This window comes from Blautia sp. HCP3S3_C4 (genome assembly GCF_052064095.1).
Classification (GTDB): domain Bacteria; phylum Bacillota; class Clostridia; order Lachnospirales; family Lachnospiraceae; genus Blautia_A.
This window is the reverse complement of record NZ_JBQHWF010000003.1, coordinates 213836-230466: the sequence shown is the minus strand read 5'-3', so window position 1 is coordinate 230466 and position 16631 is coordinate 213836. Positions and strand designations below refer to the sequence as shown.

Here is a 16631-nt window from a genome sequence, read left to right as displayed (position 1 = left end):
TTTTCATTTTTTCTCACAGCAATTCTGTTCAGCCTCCTGCCAGCAGGATCAAAAACGCAAGCATGCACAGCAATTCCGCTGTAAAAAAAATCTTCAAAAGCATAGCACAGCCTTCCCCCATAGAACTTAATGCCCCGACGATCCTTTTATCTGAAACCGGCTGAGCCAGAGCTGCCAGAAATCGATAAGACAAGGAAAGAAATCCATAATGCAAAATCGGTCCCAGCCCTGCTGTTGCAAGCAGTACCAGACTCACTCCTCCCAGACTATTCCTTACCAGTACTGCACTAGTAAGCACCAATTCTGTAATCGTATTCACAGCATTTCCGATTCCCGGTATTGCTGCAGCCGTCTTTCCAATCACAGAACGTTTCAGCGAATCCATCACAGGAGCTACCAGATTTCTTATAACCTGCAGTCCTACAGCTGTACCTGACAGAGTTTTCAATCCCCAGTTTATCATTATCTCCAAAAGCTCCGCCATTTTTCCCAACATTTCTTCTCTGGACAGATGGTTCACCAGCTTCAATAGAACACATATCTTTGCTCCCGGTAAAAGTATATAGACCAGGAACCACTGAATTGTCCAGATAAGTAACATCGCAACCTCATAAAAAACAGTTGCTGTGGAAGCTCCCGCAGAAGCAGCTGTGGCAATAAAATATGCAGGGGCCAGAACCCTCATAAGTTCTGTCAGAGAAACAAGATATTCTGTCAGAGAGTTTCCAAGATTTGCAAAATTCTCCATAAGAGTCATAAACAACACCAGATACACAATATAAAAACTTACATTTCCTGCATATCCATTTTCAAATACATCTGCAAAATTCGACAGCACTGCAGCCAGAAGTATCAAAAGTAAAATGCGAAAAAGCATTCCTTTCTCCTGGTTTATTCCTGAAAAAAAGAAGCTGTGCACCATATCCTGCACTGCTTCTTTTGAAATAGGTTCTTCCCCCTTCATCATATTCATCACTGCATCTTTTATCGAAAAGCTTTTCTCATCCAGAATTCCATCTACCAGCTTCTGGATTTCCTCTAATTCCATCTGTCCCAAAAGTTCTTCCTGAACCACCGATATTTCTCCATCTTCGGTCTCTGTCTGTGCTCCTGCAGCCTGCACCTGACAGAGGCAGATCCAAAGCATCAGGGCAGTTCCCAGTATCCTGACTATCCTCCGGAAACACCTCATACCATAAACTCCGAAATAGTATCCAGAATTGCCAATAAGACCGGCATACTGAGTACCATCACTGACAGCTTACAGAAAAGCTCAATCTGTGCCCCTATCGCCTGATATCCTGCATCCTTACAGATAGATGCACAAAATTGTCCGATATAGGTCACACCAATGATTTTCAGCAAAATGGCTATATAACTTCCATCAATGGAGACACTCTTTCTTAGTCTGTCCAAAGTTTCAAACAAATAAGCCACCTTACCTGCTGCCAGTCCCAGAATTGTCAGACCTATGGTCATAGTAACAAGGGAAGCATATTCCGGCCTGGTGCCTTTTAACAGGAACCCTAACATCACACCACAGATTCCCAGGGCTGAAATTTTAATTATATCCATATCCTTCTCAATCCTGCCTTTCTGAATGCAGAGATGGCCTGTTTCACAGCACAAATAGCTGCTGGATATCTTCAAACAGTTTATATATGTAGGGAATGATCCAGAACAGAACCATTAAAAGTCCCGCCAGGCTTACCAGAAAAGCCTGTTCTTCCCTTCCGCTGTGTTTAAGGACCTGGCAGAGAACAGAGACCAGAATTCCCACAGCAGCTATTTTAAAAATAATACTGACCTCCAATATCTTCCTCTTCCTTTCCTGTTATTTTTATGCTACCAGTACTGCCAGCAAAATACCCAGCAGAATTCCCAGACTCTGATACAATTTTTTCTTTTCTTTCAGATCTTTATTCAGTTCCTGTATTTCATTTTCCAAATCCTCCTCCAGAAGTTGAAGCTGACGAAGCTGCATATCCATTCCCAGATATCCCAGTCTCTCCCCCAGGGAAAAGATTTTCTCTTTTTCTTCTCTGGTAAAATTCTGATCATCCAGACTTTCCCGGGCACAGTTGCGAAAAATTTCCCCAAAGGGTTTTCCTTTTTTCTTTTTTATCTCCTCTGCTGTATTCAAAAAAAATTCTCTGTACTTTCCCTCCAGTTTGCCGGCAGCTCCGGTAAAGGCATCGTACAGAGACGTATTTCCATAACGTATTTCTCCTTTTAACAGGATAATCATTCTCATCAGCATTTCCAGGTGTTTTTTTCTGTTTCCCAGTTCCCTGCTTTTGTTAAACCCCAGACCTGCACCTGAGAGCAGGATCATACAGATTCCTATTGTTTTAAGCATATCCTTCCATTTTCATCCAGAACTCCCTCCAGATATCCTGCCTGATCATTTTTGCCAAGAATAATATATCTCTCAAAAATCTTTTCGCTCATAAGTCTGTAAAAAAATGGCTGGTCCAAAATATCCTCAAGGCTTTCTCCATGAGCAGTGGCAATCAGCTTGCAGCCACAGTGGATCACTGTTTCCACAGCTTTAAAATCCTCCTCGCACCCCAGCTCGTCCACAGCCACCACATCCGGAGACATGGATCGTACCAGCATCTGCATTCCTTCAGATTTCGGGCAACAGTCCAGCACATCTGTGCGCATTCCCAGATCATTTTGAGGAATCCCCTGGTAGCATCCTGCCAGTTCGCTTCTCTCGTCCACTACGCCTACAGTCAGACCCTGAGTATCCGCCCATCCGTTACTGAGCTGACGGATAATATCACGCAAGAGAGTTGTCTTGCCACAGCGGGGCGGTGAAATGATCAGCGTATTCGCTACCCAGTTCTGTGTACGGATATAGGACATGATGCTGTCCGCACATCCCTGCACTTCATGGGCCAGCCGGACATTAATACAGGAAATATATTTCATCCCCATGATCCTGCCCCGGTCCAGAATCACCTTTCCTGTCACTCCTACTCTATGTCCTCCCTGCACACTGATATAACCCTGGCGGATTTCGTCCTCATAAGCATATAGCGAGTAGCCTGTCACATATTCCAGAGTTTCTTTCAAATCCTCACGGGTAACCAGATACTGTTCCTGCCCCGGTCTTTTGAGAAAGCATTCTCCGCCGTCATAAGTCAGAAACAAGGGTCTCCCCACCCGAAGGCGTATTTCATATAATTTATCATAATTCAGTTTCGCATCCATTAAAAGCTGCCGGATATTCCCTGCAAACAGGTTTTCAATCTGTTCTGCTTCTATATATCTCACCTCTTTACACTTAATATATGTGGACAATCTGATTTTATTCCCTGAAACTTTTCTCCCCTGATTTTTTCAGTCCAGATTTCCCACTTCATTTCTGCTTTCGAAAGCCTCCATTTTGGGCAGACTCAGCTTCAGCACTCTGTCTACCACATTTCCTGTATATCCCCGATAAGCATAGGCTCCCGATTCAAACAGCACATAAAGGTCATCTCCCTCTACTACGATCTGCTCGATCATTTCCGGAAATCGAAAGCTTCTTGCTGAATTTTCGTTGACATACAATCTCTTATCCGACTGTTCATAAAAAACCACCCTGGATGGCAAAATCCCAAAAGAATGGGACAGCAAAAGCTTATCATTATAAAATGCCATTCCCTGAGCCTGCTCAGAAATTGTTGAATAATCCAGAGGAACAGCCATCTCGAAATTCATTCCCAGCGTTTTGTCAAAGGTATTGATCAGGTTTCCCTCTCCGTCCACGCTAAACCTGGCAATATTGCTCTCTGTATACTTATTAAAGCAGCCCACATAAAGACAACCTTTGTAAAAAGTCATAAAAGAATCTCTCATGATTCCATAAAGGCTGCAGATCTGATTTGTCTGTACCGGCATATTGTTTTCTGTGTAATTATAATTTTGCAGTACATCCATTTTAATACTCACCGCCTGGGCAATCCCATTTACGTTGGAGGAATACCACAGCATATTATGCTCTTCATCATAGGCCAGTCCTCCCACATGGGGCCGTCCCGGAAGAACAACCTCCTTGATAAACCGGTGGGTTTCTTTATTTATCACATAAATAACCGAATTGTGCTTTCCTGTATGACAATAGGCACTGATCAGCACATATTCCGGGGTGATCGCCAGGCCCTGAGGAGTCATGGAAGTACACACAGCCTTTTTGCTTCCCTGAGCACTTAGGAAGGTTCTGGTATATTTCAGTCCCGGAATAATATAGGTTCCATATTCTTTTTCATTTTTTCTGTCTTCAAAAGCAAATGCAATCAGATCCTCCTTCTGAGAAAGCATCTGGATCTGTCCTCTGAGAGAATAAACCGCTGCATCCTGATTAGTGACCGGATATTTTGCCGGCGGTTCTGTTCTGCCTCTGTAGACAAATGCATAACCCCAGAAAGCCAGCCCAAATACCATTGCCACTATAATCACTTTTACAGTCAGCCTTCGGATTTCTTTTTTCGTCTGTTTATCCATTTTTTAATCAAGCATAATATCTGCATATTTCCAGGTTATTTCTATCGGATCCGCAGACCACAGAGCACAGCTGTACCCCTTTTCCCTTTCCGGCAGGTTTAAAAACCTGCAGACACCTTCTTTTTCAGAAATTTTTCGAAGATCCCTGGAAAGTCCCTCTCCTGTCCATTTAATAAAGGCCTCACGTATTACCCACTGCCTGAAAAATTCCTGTTCCAGATCCGGTCTCTTCAGTATTTCTTCTCTTTCTTTTTCTGTAACCATCCGCCGAAGCATTCTGTCATAGTTTACCTTTCGATGGATCTGTATATCGATTCCCACCTCCTGGTCTGCCAGAACGCATACCACATAAGCACCTGAATGGCTGATATTATAATGTACGCCTGGTCTGTAAGAAAGAAAAGGCTTTCCATGTTCTCCCACTCCCCTGGGTTCCTCACTCAGCTTTATATTCCGCTCCTGCTTCAGGGCTGTTTCCAGAAGCTTATCTCCGATCATGTGCTCCAGATGAGTATTCTGATATTCTTCCCTTATTCTGGTATAATAAATAACCCCTTTATTCATAAGCCTGTCTCCTCAAGAAAACGGGATGGCTCCCGTTCCTTTTCATATTGGCGATTCACATAGGCCAGAACCAGTTTTCTCCTGGCTCTGGTCATTCCTACATAAAACAATCTTCTTTCTTCTTCTACAGCTTCTGCAAGAACAGCCTTTCTGTATGGAATGCTTCCTTCGTTTACGTTCAGAATATAAACAATATCATATTCCAGCCCCTTCACTGCATGAAGAGTCGATACTGTTACTCCCTCCTTACGGTCTCTCTGCCTTTTTGCCTGTTCATTCAGTTTTTCCGTATAATCCTCTATATAATCTTCCCATTGCTTCAGGTTTTTCATACCTCTGGTACTCTCATGGATCCGATCCAGGATTTCCAAAAGCTCCTCCGGCTTCAGTCTTCGAAACTGAGCATATTCCCGCAGATACTCCTCATATCCCATCCCCTTGCGGATAAAATTAACAGCAGCAAAAGGAGAAAGAGTACCAAGAATCCGCAGGTGCGTTTCCAGTGTAGTAATCCGGTCACACATCCAATCCTTATCTTTATAATATTCTCTGAGATCATGAAAACTAATCTGGGAATTCTTTAACGCATCCCTGGAAATATAGCGGTTTGGGCGATTCATCAGCTCCAGAAAATTTTTTCTGCTTCTGTCCCCTGCTGCCATATGCAGATATGCCAACAGATTCCGGCAGATCCAATGTCTGTACAGATTCGGAAGCTGTTCCTTCATCGTAAAAGGAATCTGATACTCCATAAGAGCTGTGATCAGACTCTCTGCCTCCTGATTGGTCCGAAGAAGAATCGCCGTATTTTCCAGTTTTTCTCCTTTTTCCAGTCTTTTTTTCAGAGCTGCCGCAACACAGACAGCCTCTTCCCTGGGATTGTCAAAAACCTTACAGGTAACAGGCATCCCAACATCATTGGGTGTAGTAAGTTTCTTACGAAAACGTTTTTTATTACAGTTGATCACATTCATAGCTGTTTTCAGAATATTACCTGAGCATCTGTAGTTTACATCCAGAAGGACTGTTTCTGCCCCCGGATAATCTCTGGTAAAATTCAGCATGATCTCCGGTCTGGCTCCACGAAAATGATAGATGGACTGATCGTCATCTCCTACAATAAACAGATTATTTGCAGGTGCAGCCAGCATTTGCAGTATTTTATACTGAAGACTGTTAATGTCCTGAAATTCATCCACCAGAATGTAAACAAACTTTTTCTGCCAGGCTTTCAAAATATCCGATCTCTGGGAAAAAAGTTCATAACAACAGAGGATCATATCGTCAAAATCCAGCTTCCGTCGGGTGCGGAGAGCATTTTTATATCCATTATAAATTTCCCGGAAAACCTCATCTGAGCAACAGGATGCATAATAATGCTCAAGGGAAATGCAATTTCCCTTGACTACACTGATTTCTTTTGCTATCTCCTCGAGAAAGTCTCCCTCCTGCTCCATTTCCTGTCCGAATTTCTCCGTCATTTCCCGAAGAATACTATATTTCTCTTCTTCTGACAGGATGTTAGATGCATTCAGATTATATGCAGCCTTTAAAATGCCATAAAAAATTCCGTGAAAGGTTCCGAAGGTCACTTCACTCCGATCACTGTTCACGAATTTCAAAAATCGTTCTTTCATCTCTGTTGCCGCTGCTCTGGAAAAAGTTACAACCAAAATAGAAGAAGCCGGTATCTTCCCCTCATTGATCATGTATACAGTTCTCTCCACAATAACGGAAGTTTTCCCCGAACCGGGACCTGCCAGAACCATCATAGGTCCTGACAGGTGAGTGATTGCCCGAAGTTGAGATGGATTTCTCTTCATATTTATTTGCTTAATTTCTCAATAGCTGCCTTTACTCGTTTGATTGTCTCGTCTTTACCGATGATCTCCATGATCTCAGTAGCACCGGCCGGCGTCATCTGCTTGCCGGAAACAGCAGTACGCAGAGGCCACATTACATATCCGTTCTTATAACCATGCTCTTTTACAAATGCACTTAATGTTTCAAATAACGGATCATTTGTATAATCTTCCTGTTCTTCCAGAACCGGAAGTACTTCTTTTAACACTGCAAGAGAAGTTTCTTCGTTTGTTTTCATTTTCTTATGGCAATACATAGCAGAATCATATTCCGGTACTTCCTCAAAGAAGTCGATCAGAGCCGGGATGTCAGGGAATGTTTCGATTCTGGTCTGTACCATTCCTGCAATCTTCTTGAAGTTGTAATCTTTCTTCAGAACTTCTTTCATATATGGAAGCGCTCTCTCATAGAATTCATCCGCATCCATTTTCTTGATATACTCACCATTCATCCAACGAAGTTTCGCAATATCAAATACTGCCGGAGATTTGTTGATATGATGATAATCAAATGCCTGTACCAGTTCATCCAGTGTAAAGATCTCTCTGTTGTCAGCAGGACTCCATCCGAGAAGTGCCACATAATTGATAATCGCTTCTGAAACAAATCCCTGATCAAGCAGGTCTTCATAGGAAGAATGTCCACAACGCTTGGAAAGCTTCTGGTGTGTCTCATCTGTAATCAGCGGACAGTGCACATAAACCGGGATATCCCATCCGAAAGCTTCGTAGATACGGTTGTATTTCGGGGCTGAGGAAAGATACTCGTTACCTCTTACTACGTGTGTGATCTCCATTAAATGGTCATCGATTACGTTTGCAAAGTTGTAAGTTGGATATCCGTCAGATTTGATCAGGATCAGATCTTCCAGTTCCTCGTTGTTTACTGTAATATCTCCGTAAATCACATCATGGAATGTTGTAGTTCCCTCTGTCGGCATGTTAAAACGGATTACGTGTGGTTCTCCCGCATCAAGACGACGCTGTACTTCTTCTTTAGAAAGTTTCAGACAACGTTTGTCATAGATAGAAATCTCTTTTCCTGCCACAACACGTTTCATACCTTCCAGTTCTTCCTTCTGGCAGAAGCAGTAGTATGCATCACCCTGTTCTACTAACTGCTGTGCATACTTCAGGTAGATTCCCTGTGCCTGACGTTCACTCTGTACATACGGTCCAAAGCCTTTGTCCTTGTCCGGGCCTTCATCATGGAGAAGTCCTGTTTTTGCAAGGGTACGGTAGATAATATCTACAGCACCTTCTACGTAACGTTCCTGGTCTGTATCTTCAATACGGAGGATGAAATCTCCGCCTTCATGTTTTGTAATAAGGTATGCATATAATGCTGTTCTTAAATTTCCAACATGCATTCTGCCTGTAGGGCTTGGTGCAAATCTTGTTCTGATCTTGGTCATAACTTTTTTCACTCCTGAATTTTTCATATATTCAAAATCTGTAAAAAAAGACCCTGCTTAAAAGCAGCGCCTTTCTACTTTCGGGTTTATTATACGTCAGAGGCTTTCTTATTTCAAGTCGGGATGTAGGAAAATTTTAATGTTTTTTGAATGGGGACGCACGGGAAGCGATAGTGTCTGGGGGCTCAGTTTCGGAACCATTGTATTTCTAGGCATTTGGGAAGCCGCTAAAATCATGAGCCGCTCTCTCAAACTCGCTCCGTCTCCGACTTCGCTCAGACAGTGAAACGATCGGCTCATAACGCGTCTTCCCAAATGCCAAGAACTACAATGAACCCTCAAATTCACCCCCAGACACTATCGCTTCCCATGCTGACCATTGGCTATGTAAGATATTTACTGTACAATATAACTATATAACCCCTAAGAAAAAGCATGACAACATGCAGCAAAACAGCGCAGAAAAATATTTTATTGGGAGTGCATTTGCAGGGGTCTTAGATATTCTTAGTTCTCAGAAATCTGCGTTATGAGCCGGCTGCATCACTGTCTGAGCGAAGTCGGAGACGTAGCGAGTTTGACAAGCCGGCTCATGGTTTTAGCAGATTTCTGAGGACTTAGAATATCTTAGATCCCGAAACCGCACTCCCAATAAAATATTTTTCTGCGCGTCCCTCTTGCCATTCACACGCTACATCTTACGAAACCTCTCATACCGTTCCTGCGCAATCTGTTCTCCACTTTTACCAGCTTGTTTCACCAGAAACTGCTTCATTCTGATCTTCATATATTCTGCAATTTCAGATAAGTTTTCTTCACTTGCCGGATATTCCTCCGGTATAATCCGTTCAATGATCCCCAGTTCTTTCAAATGCGCCGCTGTTATTTTCATGACCTCCGCAGCTTCCGGTGCCTTCCTGCTGTCTTTCCAGAGAATAGATGCGAATCCCTCCGGTGAGAGGATGGTGTAAGTTGCATTTTCCATCATCCAGACTTCATTGCCAACTGCCAGTGCAAGTGCACCGCCACTTCCGCCTTCACCAATTACAACAGAAAGAACCGGCACCTTCAGATCAGACATTTCCAGGAGATTCCTTGCAATGGCTTCGCCCTGTCCCCGTTCTTCTGCTTCCAGTCCGCAAAATGCTCCCGGAGTGTCTACAAATGCGATGACTGCGCGCCCAAATTTCTCTGCCTGTTTCATCAGGCGAAGAGCCTTTTTGTACCCTTCCGGTGATGGCATTCCGAAGTTGCATCTGATGTTTTCTTTTGTAGTATGCCCTTTACGGATTCCTATCACTGTAACAGGCTGTCCATCCAGTGTAGCGATGCCGCCGATGATGGCATTGTCGTCTCTGACACCTCTGTCACCATGAAATTCCATGAAATCATCAAAAATAGCATCAATATATTCCGCTGCTGACGGACGGTCACTGCTTCTGGCAATCTGGACTCTGTCCCAGGCAGTAAGGTTCTTGGGTTTCTTCTGTTTTTTCTTTTTTCCAAAAGTATCGAAAGATCTGGCAGGTATTTCCTGAGGAAAATTTCCGTAACATTCTCTGGTGTTGTGCAGTTTCAGAATCAGAGAAAGAACATCCCGCATAGAGCCTCGTTCAACAATTCCGTCGAGAAAACCATGTTCCAGAAGAAACTCCGGTCTCTGGAAGCCCTCCGGCAATTTCTGGCCTATAGTCTGTTCAATGACTCTCGGGCCGGCAAATCCGATCAGGGAGCCTGGTTCTGCAAGGATAATGTCTCCAAGCATAGCGAAGCTTGCAGTGACGCCACCGGTTGTCGGGTCTGTAAGCACAGATGTGTAGAGAAGCCCTGCTTCGGAATGACGTTTGATGGCTGCGGAGGTTTTTGCCATCTGCATCAGTGATACGATTCCCTCCTGCATTCTAGCACCGCCGGAACAGCAGAACAGGATGACCGGAAGACTCTGTCGTGTAGCTTCTTCGAATGAACGGGCGATTTTTTCTCCTACTACATAACCCATGGATGCCATCAGAAATCTGGCGTCCATTACTCCGAGTACGGTGCGCATACCACTAATTGTGGCTTCTCCAATAAGGATGGCCTCATCCATTTTGGTTTTCTCTTTCAGATTTTCTATTTTCTGTGGATAGTCCGGATAATCCAGGGGATTACTGTTATCAATTCCTGTGAACCACTCTTTAAAGCTTCCCTTATCTACAATCATTTTGATGCGGCGTTTTGCACTGATCCTGAAATATCCTCCGCATTTCGGGCACACATAGGTGTTGGATATTACGTCTTCTCTGTAAACCATTTCTCCGCACTTTGGACATTTGATCCATAAACCCTCAGGTACGGAAACAGATGCGGTCTGTTTGTTCCGCTCTTCTGAAACTGTTTTCTTAAAAAATCTCTTCAAGTCTGCCATTAAAATCCTGCTCCTTTATGTAACCCAATTTAATGTTGCTTTCGGACAGCAAAATAACATTAATAACTATTAATCAAACTAATTTTATAATTGCACCATATTTTCTTTTACAGATCCGGATAATGCTGCGGAATGAAATCTGTGGTAATATTCCCCTCCTGGAAATCTGGCTGGTTCAGAAGTTCGTACAGAAAATCTACGTTGGTCTTTACCCCTTCAATTGCAACTTCTCCCAGTGCACTGATCATTTTCCGGATAGCACTGCGGCGGTCTTTGTCATAAACTATGATCTTTGCGATCATGGAATCATAGTATGGAGGGATTGCATAGTCATTATAAACTGCTGTATCCACACGGATTCCGTTTCCGCCTGGCAGATGCAGATCTGTAATCCTGCCGGGACATGGCATGAAATGTCTCTCAGGGTCTTCTGCATTGATTCTACATTCCATGGCGTGACCGCAGATTTCTATGTCTTTCTGCTGAACACTTAAGGGTTCACCTGCCGCAATACGGATCTGCTCTTTAATCAGGTCTACACCAGACACAAATTCTGTCACAGGATGTTCTACCTGGATCCTGGTATTCATTTCCATAAAATAGAATTCTCCTGACTGATCCAGAAGGAACTCTATGGTTCCTGCACTTTCATAGCCTGCTGCCTTTGCTGCACGGACTGCGGTTTCTCCCATTCTCTTTCGCAGTTTGTCTGCAATTGCGATACAGGGAGATTCTTCGATCATTTTCTGGTGGCGTCTCTGAACAGAACAGTCACGCTCTCCCAGATGAATCACATTTCCGTATTTATCTGCAAGAATCTGTACCTCTACATGTCTTGGATTTTCCACAAATCGTTCCAGATACATGGTATTGTCAGAGAAAGAATGGATAGATTCCTGTTGTGCTGTTTCAAATAATTTGGCAAATTCCTGCTCATTACGTGCTACGCGCATTCCTTTTCCACCGCCACCTGCAGAAGCCTTGATCATAACCGGAAAGCCGATTTCTTTCACTGCTTCCTGTGCTTCTGCCACTGTGTAAATCGGCTCTTTTGTGCCTGGTACCACCGGGACCTGAGCTCTGCGCATAGTATTTTTTGCCTCTGATTTATTTCCCATTCTGGAAATAACCTCTGCTGATGGACCGATAAATGCTACATTGCATTTTTCACACATTTCCACAAATCGGCTGTTCTCTGAAAGAAATCCGAAGCCCGGATGGATAGCTTCTGCCTTTGTAGCAATAGTTGCGCTTAAGATTCGCTCCATATTCAGATAACTGTCTGTAGAGTGTGCTTTGCCAATGCAGACTGCTTCATCTGCAAGCTGAGTATGCAAGGCATCTCTGTCTGCTTCTGAATATACAGCAACTGTGCGGATTCCCATTTCACGGCATGCACGGATAATGCGCACTGCAATCTCTCCACGGTTGGCAATCAAAATTTTTCCAAACATTTGTTATGCTCCTACTGCAAAGGTCAGTTCTGCGATCACTGCTACTTTGCCGTCCTGATTTGTAGCTTTTGCTCTTCCAACTCCCATTGGGCCTTTTTCCTTGATGATCTCTACTTCAAGTGTAAGAGTATCACCCGGAACTACTTTGTTCTTAAATTTTGCATTACTGATAGATGCAAAATATGCAATTTTCCCCTTATTCTCCGGTTTGCTCAGGATTGCAACTGCGCCAGTCTGAGCAAGTGCTTCAATGATCAGTACTCCGGGCATGATTGGTTCCTGCGGAAAATGTCCTGCAAACTGTGGTTCATTGTAAGTAATACATTTCTTTCCTGTTGCTTTTACACCCGGAACCAGATCTTCGATTGTATCGATCAGGAAGAACGGGTGTCTGTGAGGAATAATTTCCATAATTTCTTTTGTTGTAAGCTTCATTGTAAATGCCTCCTTATCTTTTTTCTCTATTCTATCACAAACATTGGCTGTCCAAACTCTACCATCTGTTCATTTTCTACCAGAATTTCTTTGACAGTACCGTCAAATTCTGACTCGATCTCATTCATCAGCTTCATTGCTTCAACAATGCCAAGAACCTGGCCTTTGCTTACTTTGTCTCCCACTTTCACGAACGGGGCACTGTCAGGAGATGAAGCTGCATAGTAGGTTCCTACAAGAGGAGATTTCACTACATTTCCTGTAAAAGTTTCTGTTCCGGTTGCCTGACCAGTTATCTGATTCTGCACTGCAGATTGCGCTGCCGCCTGCTGTACGATTGTTTTCTCTGCTGACATAGAGATATTTAAGTTTCCGTCCTGCAGATTAAATTGTGTCAGATTTGAATCACTGACTGCGTGGATCAGTTCTATTATATTTGATAATTCCATTTATGTCCTCCTGCCTGAACCAATCAGAGATTCAGGCTGTCTGATCCAGCCAGATATCTGATCTTTCACCCTCCGCCGGATCTGTATTCATTATGTTTCTGTAAAATCAGTCTTCGTATTTTTTAATAAGTAGGGATGCATTATGTCCGCCAAATCCAAGCGAATTTGACAATGCATATTTAATATCCATCTTAACCGGGCCGTTTCCTACATAATCCAGGTCGCACTGTTCGTCCGGTACCTGATAGCCCACTGTCTGATGGATCAGTCCTTCCTGAAGTTCTTTGACACAGGTGATCACTTCTACTGCACCGGCAGCTCCCAGAAGATGTCCTGTGACGGATTTAGTAGAATTTACTTTCATTTCTTTTGCATGCTCACCGAATGTTTTCTTAATGGCAATAGTTTCAAATAAGTCGTTGTGGTGTGTACTTGTACCATGGGCATTTACATACCATACATCATCTGTAGATATACCTGCTTCTTTTACAGCAAGCTCCATGGCTTTGGCAGCACCGGAACCGTCTTCTGCAGGGGATGTGATGTGGAATGCATCTCCTGTTGCGCCATAGCCTACAACCTCAGCAAGAATCTTCGCACCGCGGGCTTTGGCATGTTCCAGTTCTTCCAGAACTACAACACCTGCACCCTCACCCATAACAAAGCCGCTTCTTTCTTTGTCAAAAGGAATAGAACATCTCTTTGGATCTGTAGAGGATGTGAGAGCTGTCAGGGCTGCGAAACCGCCAAAGCCTGTTGGTGTGATGGCAGCCTCTGTCCCCCCTGCTACCATTACGTCTGCATCAGACCACTGGATAGTACGGTATGCTTCACCGATACTGTGAGTTCCTGTTGCGCAGGCTGTTACAACGTTGATATTCTTTCCGCGGAGTCCGAACTGAATGGATACGTTTCCAGATGCCATATTGGAGATCAGCAGTGGAATCATAAGAGGATTCAATCTGCCCGGACCCTTTGTATTCAGAATCTCGCAGGATTTCTCTACTACCTGCATGCTTCCGATACCGCTTCCCACGCTGCATCCCACACGGAAGGGATCTTCTTTTGTCATATCAAGACCGGACTGCTCGATGGCTTCTTTTGCTGCAGCCACTGCATATTGACTGAAAAGTTCCATACGTTTGGCAGATTTAAAATCCATGTAATCTTTTGGATTGAAATTGTTGATTTCTGCTGCCATATGTGCTCTGTATTTTGTCGTGTCAAAGCGGGTTACTTCTGCGAAGTTTGTTCTGCCCTCTTTTACGCTGTTCCAGAATTCTTCTACACTAAGACCTACAGGAGTGATAGCTCCCATACCTGTGATCACTACTCTTCTCATTTTCTTCTCCTTTATACGTTCATACCGCCATCCACACTGATGACCTGACCTGTAATATAATCTGCTTTCTCAGATGCCAGAAATACTGCTGTATTGGCAATATCCTCCGGTTTTCCAAACCGTCCCAGGATAATCTGTCTGCAGGCCGCTTCTTTCACGCTGTCTCCCAGAACCTCTGTCATCTCTGTATCCACGAAGCCCGGTGCAATGGCATTTACAGTAATTCCTCTGCTTCCCAGCTCTCTGGCCATAGTCTTCGTGAGACCGATCACGCCAGCCTTGGATGCTGCATAATTGGCCTGTCCTGGATTTCCCAGAATACCGGACACAGAAGAAATATTGATAATTTTACCACTACGCTGCTTCAGCATCTGTCTTGCGCTGTGACGGATCGTATTGAAGGTTCCCTTCAGGTTGATATTTAATACAGCATCAAAATCCTCTTCCTTCATTTTCATAATCAGCCCATCTCTTGTGATCCCGGCATTATTCACCAGAATATCCAGATGTCCAAACTCAGCTACCACATCCCTGATCATTTTCTCGCAGGCTGTAAAATCACTGACATCGCATTGGCAGGTAACAGCTTTTCCACCCTGTTCTTCAATCAGTTGTTTTACCTCTAAGGCTTTTTTTTCTGAGCCATTATAATTGATAATTACCTGTGCTCCTTCTTTTGCCAGAGCCACAGCAATGGCTCTGCCGATTCCTCTTCCTGCCCCTGTGATCAGAGCTACTTTATTTTCCAGCATTTACAGACACTCCTTTCTGACCGTTTCCAGATCCTCTGCCTTTTCCACATGAAGAGCTTTCACACTTCTGTCGATTTTTTTCAGGAAACCTGTAAGTGTTTTTCCGGGTCCGATTTCCACAAAGGTATCCACCCCGTCACGGATCATAGCTTCCACACACTGCTGCCAACGTACAGAAGAGAACGCCTGCCTTACCAGAAGTTCTTTTACTGAATCAGGTTTTGTTACATATCCTGCAGTAACATTAGTGACATATGGTATGGAAAATGGCTGCAACTCCACTGCTTCCAGTGCCTGTCCAAGCTTCTCACCTGCGCCCTTCAGCAATTCACAATGAAAAGGACCACTGACCTTCAGCGGGATCACTCTTCTGGCTCCTGCTTCTTTCAAAGCTTCTCCTGCAGCAGAAACTGCCTTTTCCTCTCCTGTGATCACGATCTGTCCCGGACAGTTATAATTGGCAACAGAAACAATACCTTCTGTCTCTTCGCATACCTTCTCGATCAGCCCTGCATCTGTTCCCAGAACTGCTGACATGGCACCACCTGTGGGATAAGCCTCCTGCATATAGATGCCTCTTTTTCTTACCACCTCAAAAGCATCCTTCTCCTTCATCACACCGGAAGCAATCAGTGCTCCATATTCTCCCAGGCTCAGTCCTGCGTTTACCTGAGAATGGATTCCTGTTTCCTCCAGCGCACGGAGCATGGCAATTTCCGCAGTAAGCATGGCAATCTGTGTATATTCTGTAATATTTAATCTGTCCTCTTCTTCAAAACATAAAGCCCTGACATCCAGTCCGCTGGCTTCAGACGCTGTCTGGAAAACCTGACGGCTTACCGGAAAACTTTCATAAAAATCCTTCGCCATTCCGGTATACTGGGCACCCTGTCCAGGGAAAACAAATGCAATCTTGGACATATATTATTTCCTCATCTTTCTCCACTCTTATCAGTTATATATTACAAGTTCAGGGCAAAAAATATTTTCCCCTGATATTCCATTAGTTTTATGATTAAATATTTTGTATATCAAAATATATATTTAAAAAATTCTCCCCGGAGCCTGGTAACAGCCAGGTCTCCAAGGAGTTCTGCTTCACTTTATTATGCTTCTACACCTTTGTTTTTAAGGTAATCTATAACTGCACCAACAGTTGTCAGATCTGTAAGCTCCTCTGCCGGGATCTCAACATTATATTCGTCCTCAAGAGCCATAACCAGTTCAAACAGATCAAGGGAATCTGCTCCCAGGTCATCTTTAAAAGAAGTCTCAGAAGTAATCTCGGATGCATCACAATTTAACTGCTCTGCGATCATTTTGCTCATTTTTTCTAACATTGCTTTTTTCTCCTTTAATTAAGTCCTGCAGTATGATTCGGTTATTATCTCTCTGCCGGATGTTTTATTTCATAATTACTTTGATGTTCAAAGTATATATGCTCCTATTCCATTTGT

The 16631-nt window shown here is 43.6% G+C and carries 17 protein-coding genes; all 17 read right to left on the bottom strand.

Features of this window, described 5'->3' with window-relative positions; genetic code table 11:
- Positions 1 to 28: 28 nt before the first annotated feature.
- The 17 genes from ACTNC6_RS04700 to acpP all read right to left on the bottom strand — a co-directional run bounded on the left by ACTNC6_RS04700 (position 29) and on the right by acpP (position 16514).
- Positions 29 to 1192 (bottom strand): stage III sporulation protein AE, encoded by a 1164-nt coding sequence (locus ACTNC6_RS04700; RefSeq protein ID WP_441032973.1) that lies wholly within the window; start codon positions 1190 to 1192, stop codon positions 29 to 31.
- A complete protein-coding gene (locus ACTNC6_RS04695; protein WP_026077024.1) occupies positions 1189 to 1575 on the bottom strand; it encodes a SpoIIIAC/SpoIIIAD family protein in 387 nt (128 codons plus the stop codon). Before ACTNC6_RS04695 ends, ACTNC6_RS04700 begins: the two co-directional genes overlap by 4 nt.
- Before the next feature lie 43 nt (positions 1576 to 1618).
- On the bottom strand, positions 1619 to 1813 hold the full coding sequence (spoIIIAC, locus tag ACTNC6_RS04690) for a stage III sporulation protein AC (RefSeq protein ID WP_173743230.1): 195 nt from the start codon (positions 1811 to 1813) through the stop codon (positions 1619 to 1621).
- A 27-nt stretch (positions 1814 to 1840) separates the two neighbouring features.
- A complete protein-coding gene (locus ACTNC6_RS04685; protein ID WP_441032968.1) occupies positions 1841 to 2359 on the bottom strand; it encodes a stage III sporulation protein AB in 519 nt (172 codons plus the stop codon).
- The gene (gene spoIIIAA, locus ACTNC6_RS04680; RefSeq protein WP_303242017.1) at positions 2344 to 3282 is read right to left on the bottom strand and encodes a stage III sporulation protein AA; all 939 of its coding nucleotides are present in this window, start codon (positions 3280 to 3282) and stop codon (positions 2344 to 2346) included. Before spoIIIAA ends, ACTNC6_RS04685 begins: the two co-directional genes overlap by 16 nt.
- A 66-nt stretch (positions 3283 to 3348) precedes the next feature.
- On the bottom strand, positions 3349 to 4494 hold the full coding sequence (locus ACTNC6_RS04675; protein ID WP_303242016.1) for a hypothetical protein: 1146 nt from the start codon (positions 4492 to 4494) through the stop codon (positions 3349 to 3351).
- A gap of 3 nt (positions 4495 to 4497) precedes the next feature.
- A complete protein-coding gene (locus ACTNC6_RS04670) occupies positions 4498 to 5058 on the bottom strand; it encodes a 4'-phosphopantetheinyl transferase family protein (protein WP_173743233.1) in 561 nt (186 codons plus the stop codon).
- Positions 5055 to 6881, bottom strand: coding sequence for an ATP-dependent helicase (locus tag ACTNC6_RS04665; protein ID WP_441032965.1), 1827 nt, complete (start codon positions 6879 to 6881; stop codon positions 5055 to 5057). The genes ACTNC6_RS04670 and ACTNC6_RS04665 overlap by 4 nt, the downstream gene beginning before the upstream one ends.
- Positions 6882 to 6883: 2 nt before the next feature.
- Positions 6884 to 8335 (bottom strand): glutamate--tRNA ligase, encoded by a 1452-nt coding sequence (gene gltX, locus ACTNC6_RS04660; RefSeq protein WP_441032962.1) that lies wholly within the window; start codon positions 8333 to 8335, stop codon positions 6884 to 6886.
- Between the two features lie 691 nt (positions 8336 to 9026).
- The gene (locus ACTNC6_RS04655; RefSeq protein ID WP_441043326.1) at positions 9027 to 10742 is read right to left on the bottom strand and encodes an acetyl-CoA carboxylase carboxyltransferase subunit alpha; all 1716 of its coding nucleotides are present in this window, start codon (positions 10740 to 10742) and stop codon (positions 9027 to 9029) included.
- A 107-nt stretch (positions 10743 to 10849) separates the two neighbouring features.
- Positions 10850 to 12196, bottom strand: coding sequence for an acetyl-CoA carboxylase biotin carboxylase subunit (locus tag ACTNC6_RS04650; protein WP_441032957.1), 1347 nt, complete (start codon positions 12194 to 12196; stop codon positions 10850 to 10852).
- A 3-nt stretch (positions 12197 to 12199) separates the two neighbouring features.
- Entirely contained in the window at positions 12200 to 12631 is a 432-nt protein-coding gene (gene fabZ / locus ACTNC6_RS04645; protein WP_441043325.1) for a 3-hydroxyacyl-ACP dehydratase FabZ, read from the bottom strand.
- 26 nt (positions 12632 to 12657) lie between these two features.
- Positions 12658 to 13080 carry an acetyl-CoA carboxylase biotin carboxyl carrier protein gene (gene accB / locus ACTNC6_RS04640; RefSeq protein ID WP_441043324.1) on the bottom strand — a complete coding sequence of 141 codons (423 nt, stop codon included), beginning with the start codon at positions 13078 to 13080 and terminating at the stop codon, positions 12658 to 12660.
- Positions 13081 to 13186: 106 nt separating this feature from the next.
- A complete protein-coding gene (gene fabF / locus ACTNC6_RS04635) occupies positions 13187 to 14422 on the bottom strand; it encodes a beta-ketoacyl-ACP synthase II (protein ID WP_173743239.1) in 1236 nt (411 codons plus the stop codon).
- An 11-nt stretch (positions 14423 to 14433) separates the two neighbouring features.
- Entirely contained in the window at positions 14434 to 15174 is a 741-nt protein-coding gene (gene fabG / locus ACTNC6_RS04630) for a 3-oxoacyl-[acyl-carrier-protein] reductase (RefSeq protein ID WP_019162352.1), read from the bottom strand.
- Complete coding sequence (gene fabD, locus ACTNC6_RS04625; RefSeq protein WP_441043323.1) at positions 15175 to 16095, bottom strand: ACP S-malonyltransferase; 921 nt, start codon at positions 16093 to 16095, stop codon at positions 15175 to 15177.
- A 185-nt stretch (positions 16096 to 16280) separates the two neighbouring features.
- Entirely contained in the window at positions 16281 to 16514 is a 234-nt protein-coding gene (gene acpP, locus ACTNC6_RS04620; protein ID WP_173743241.1) for an acyl carrier protein, read from the bottom strand.
- Positions 16515 to 16631: the final 117 nt, after the last annotated feature.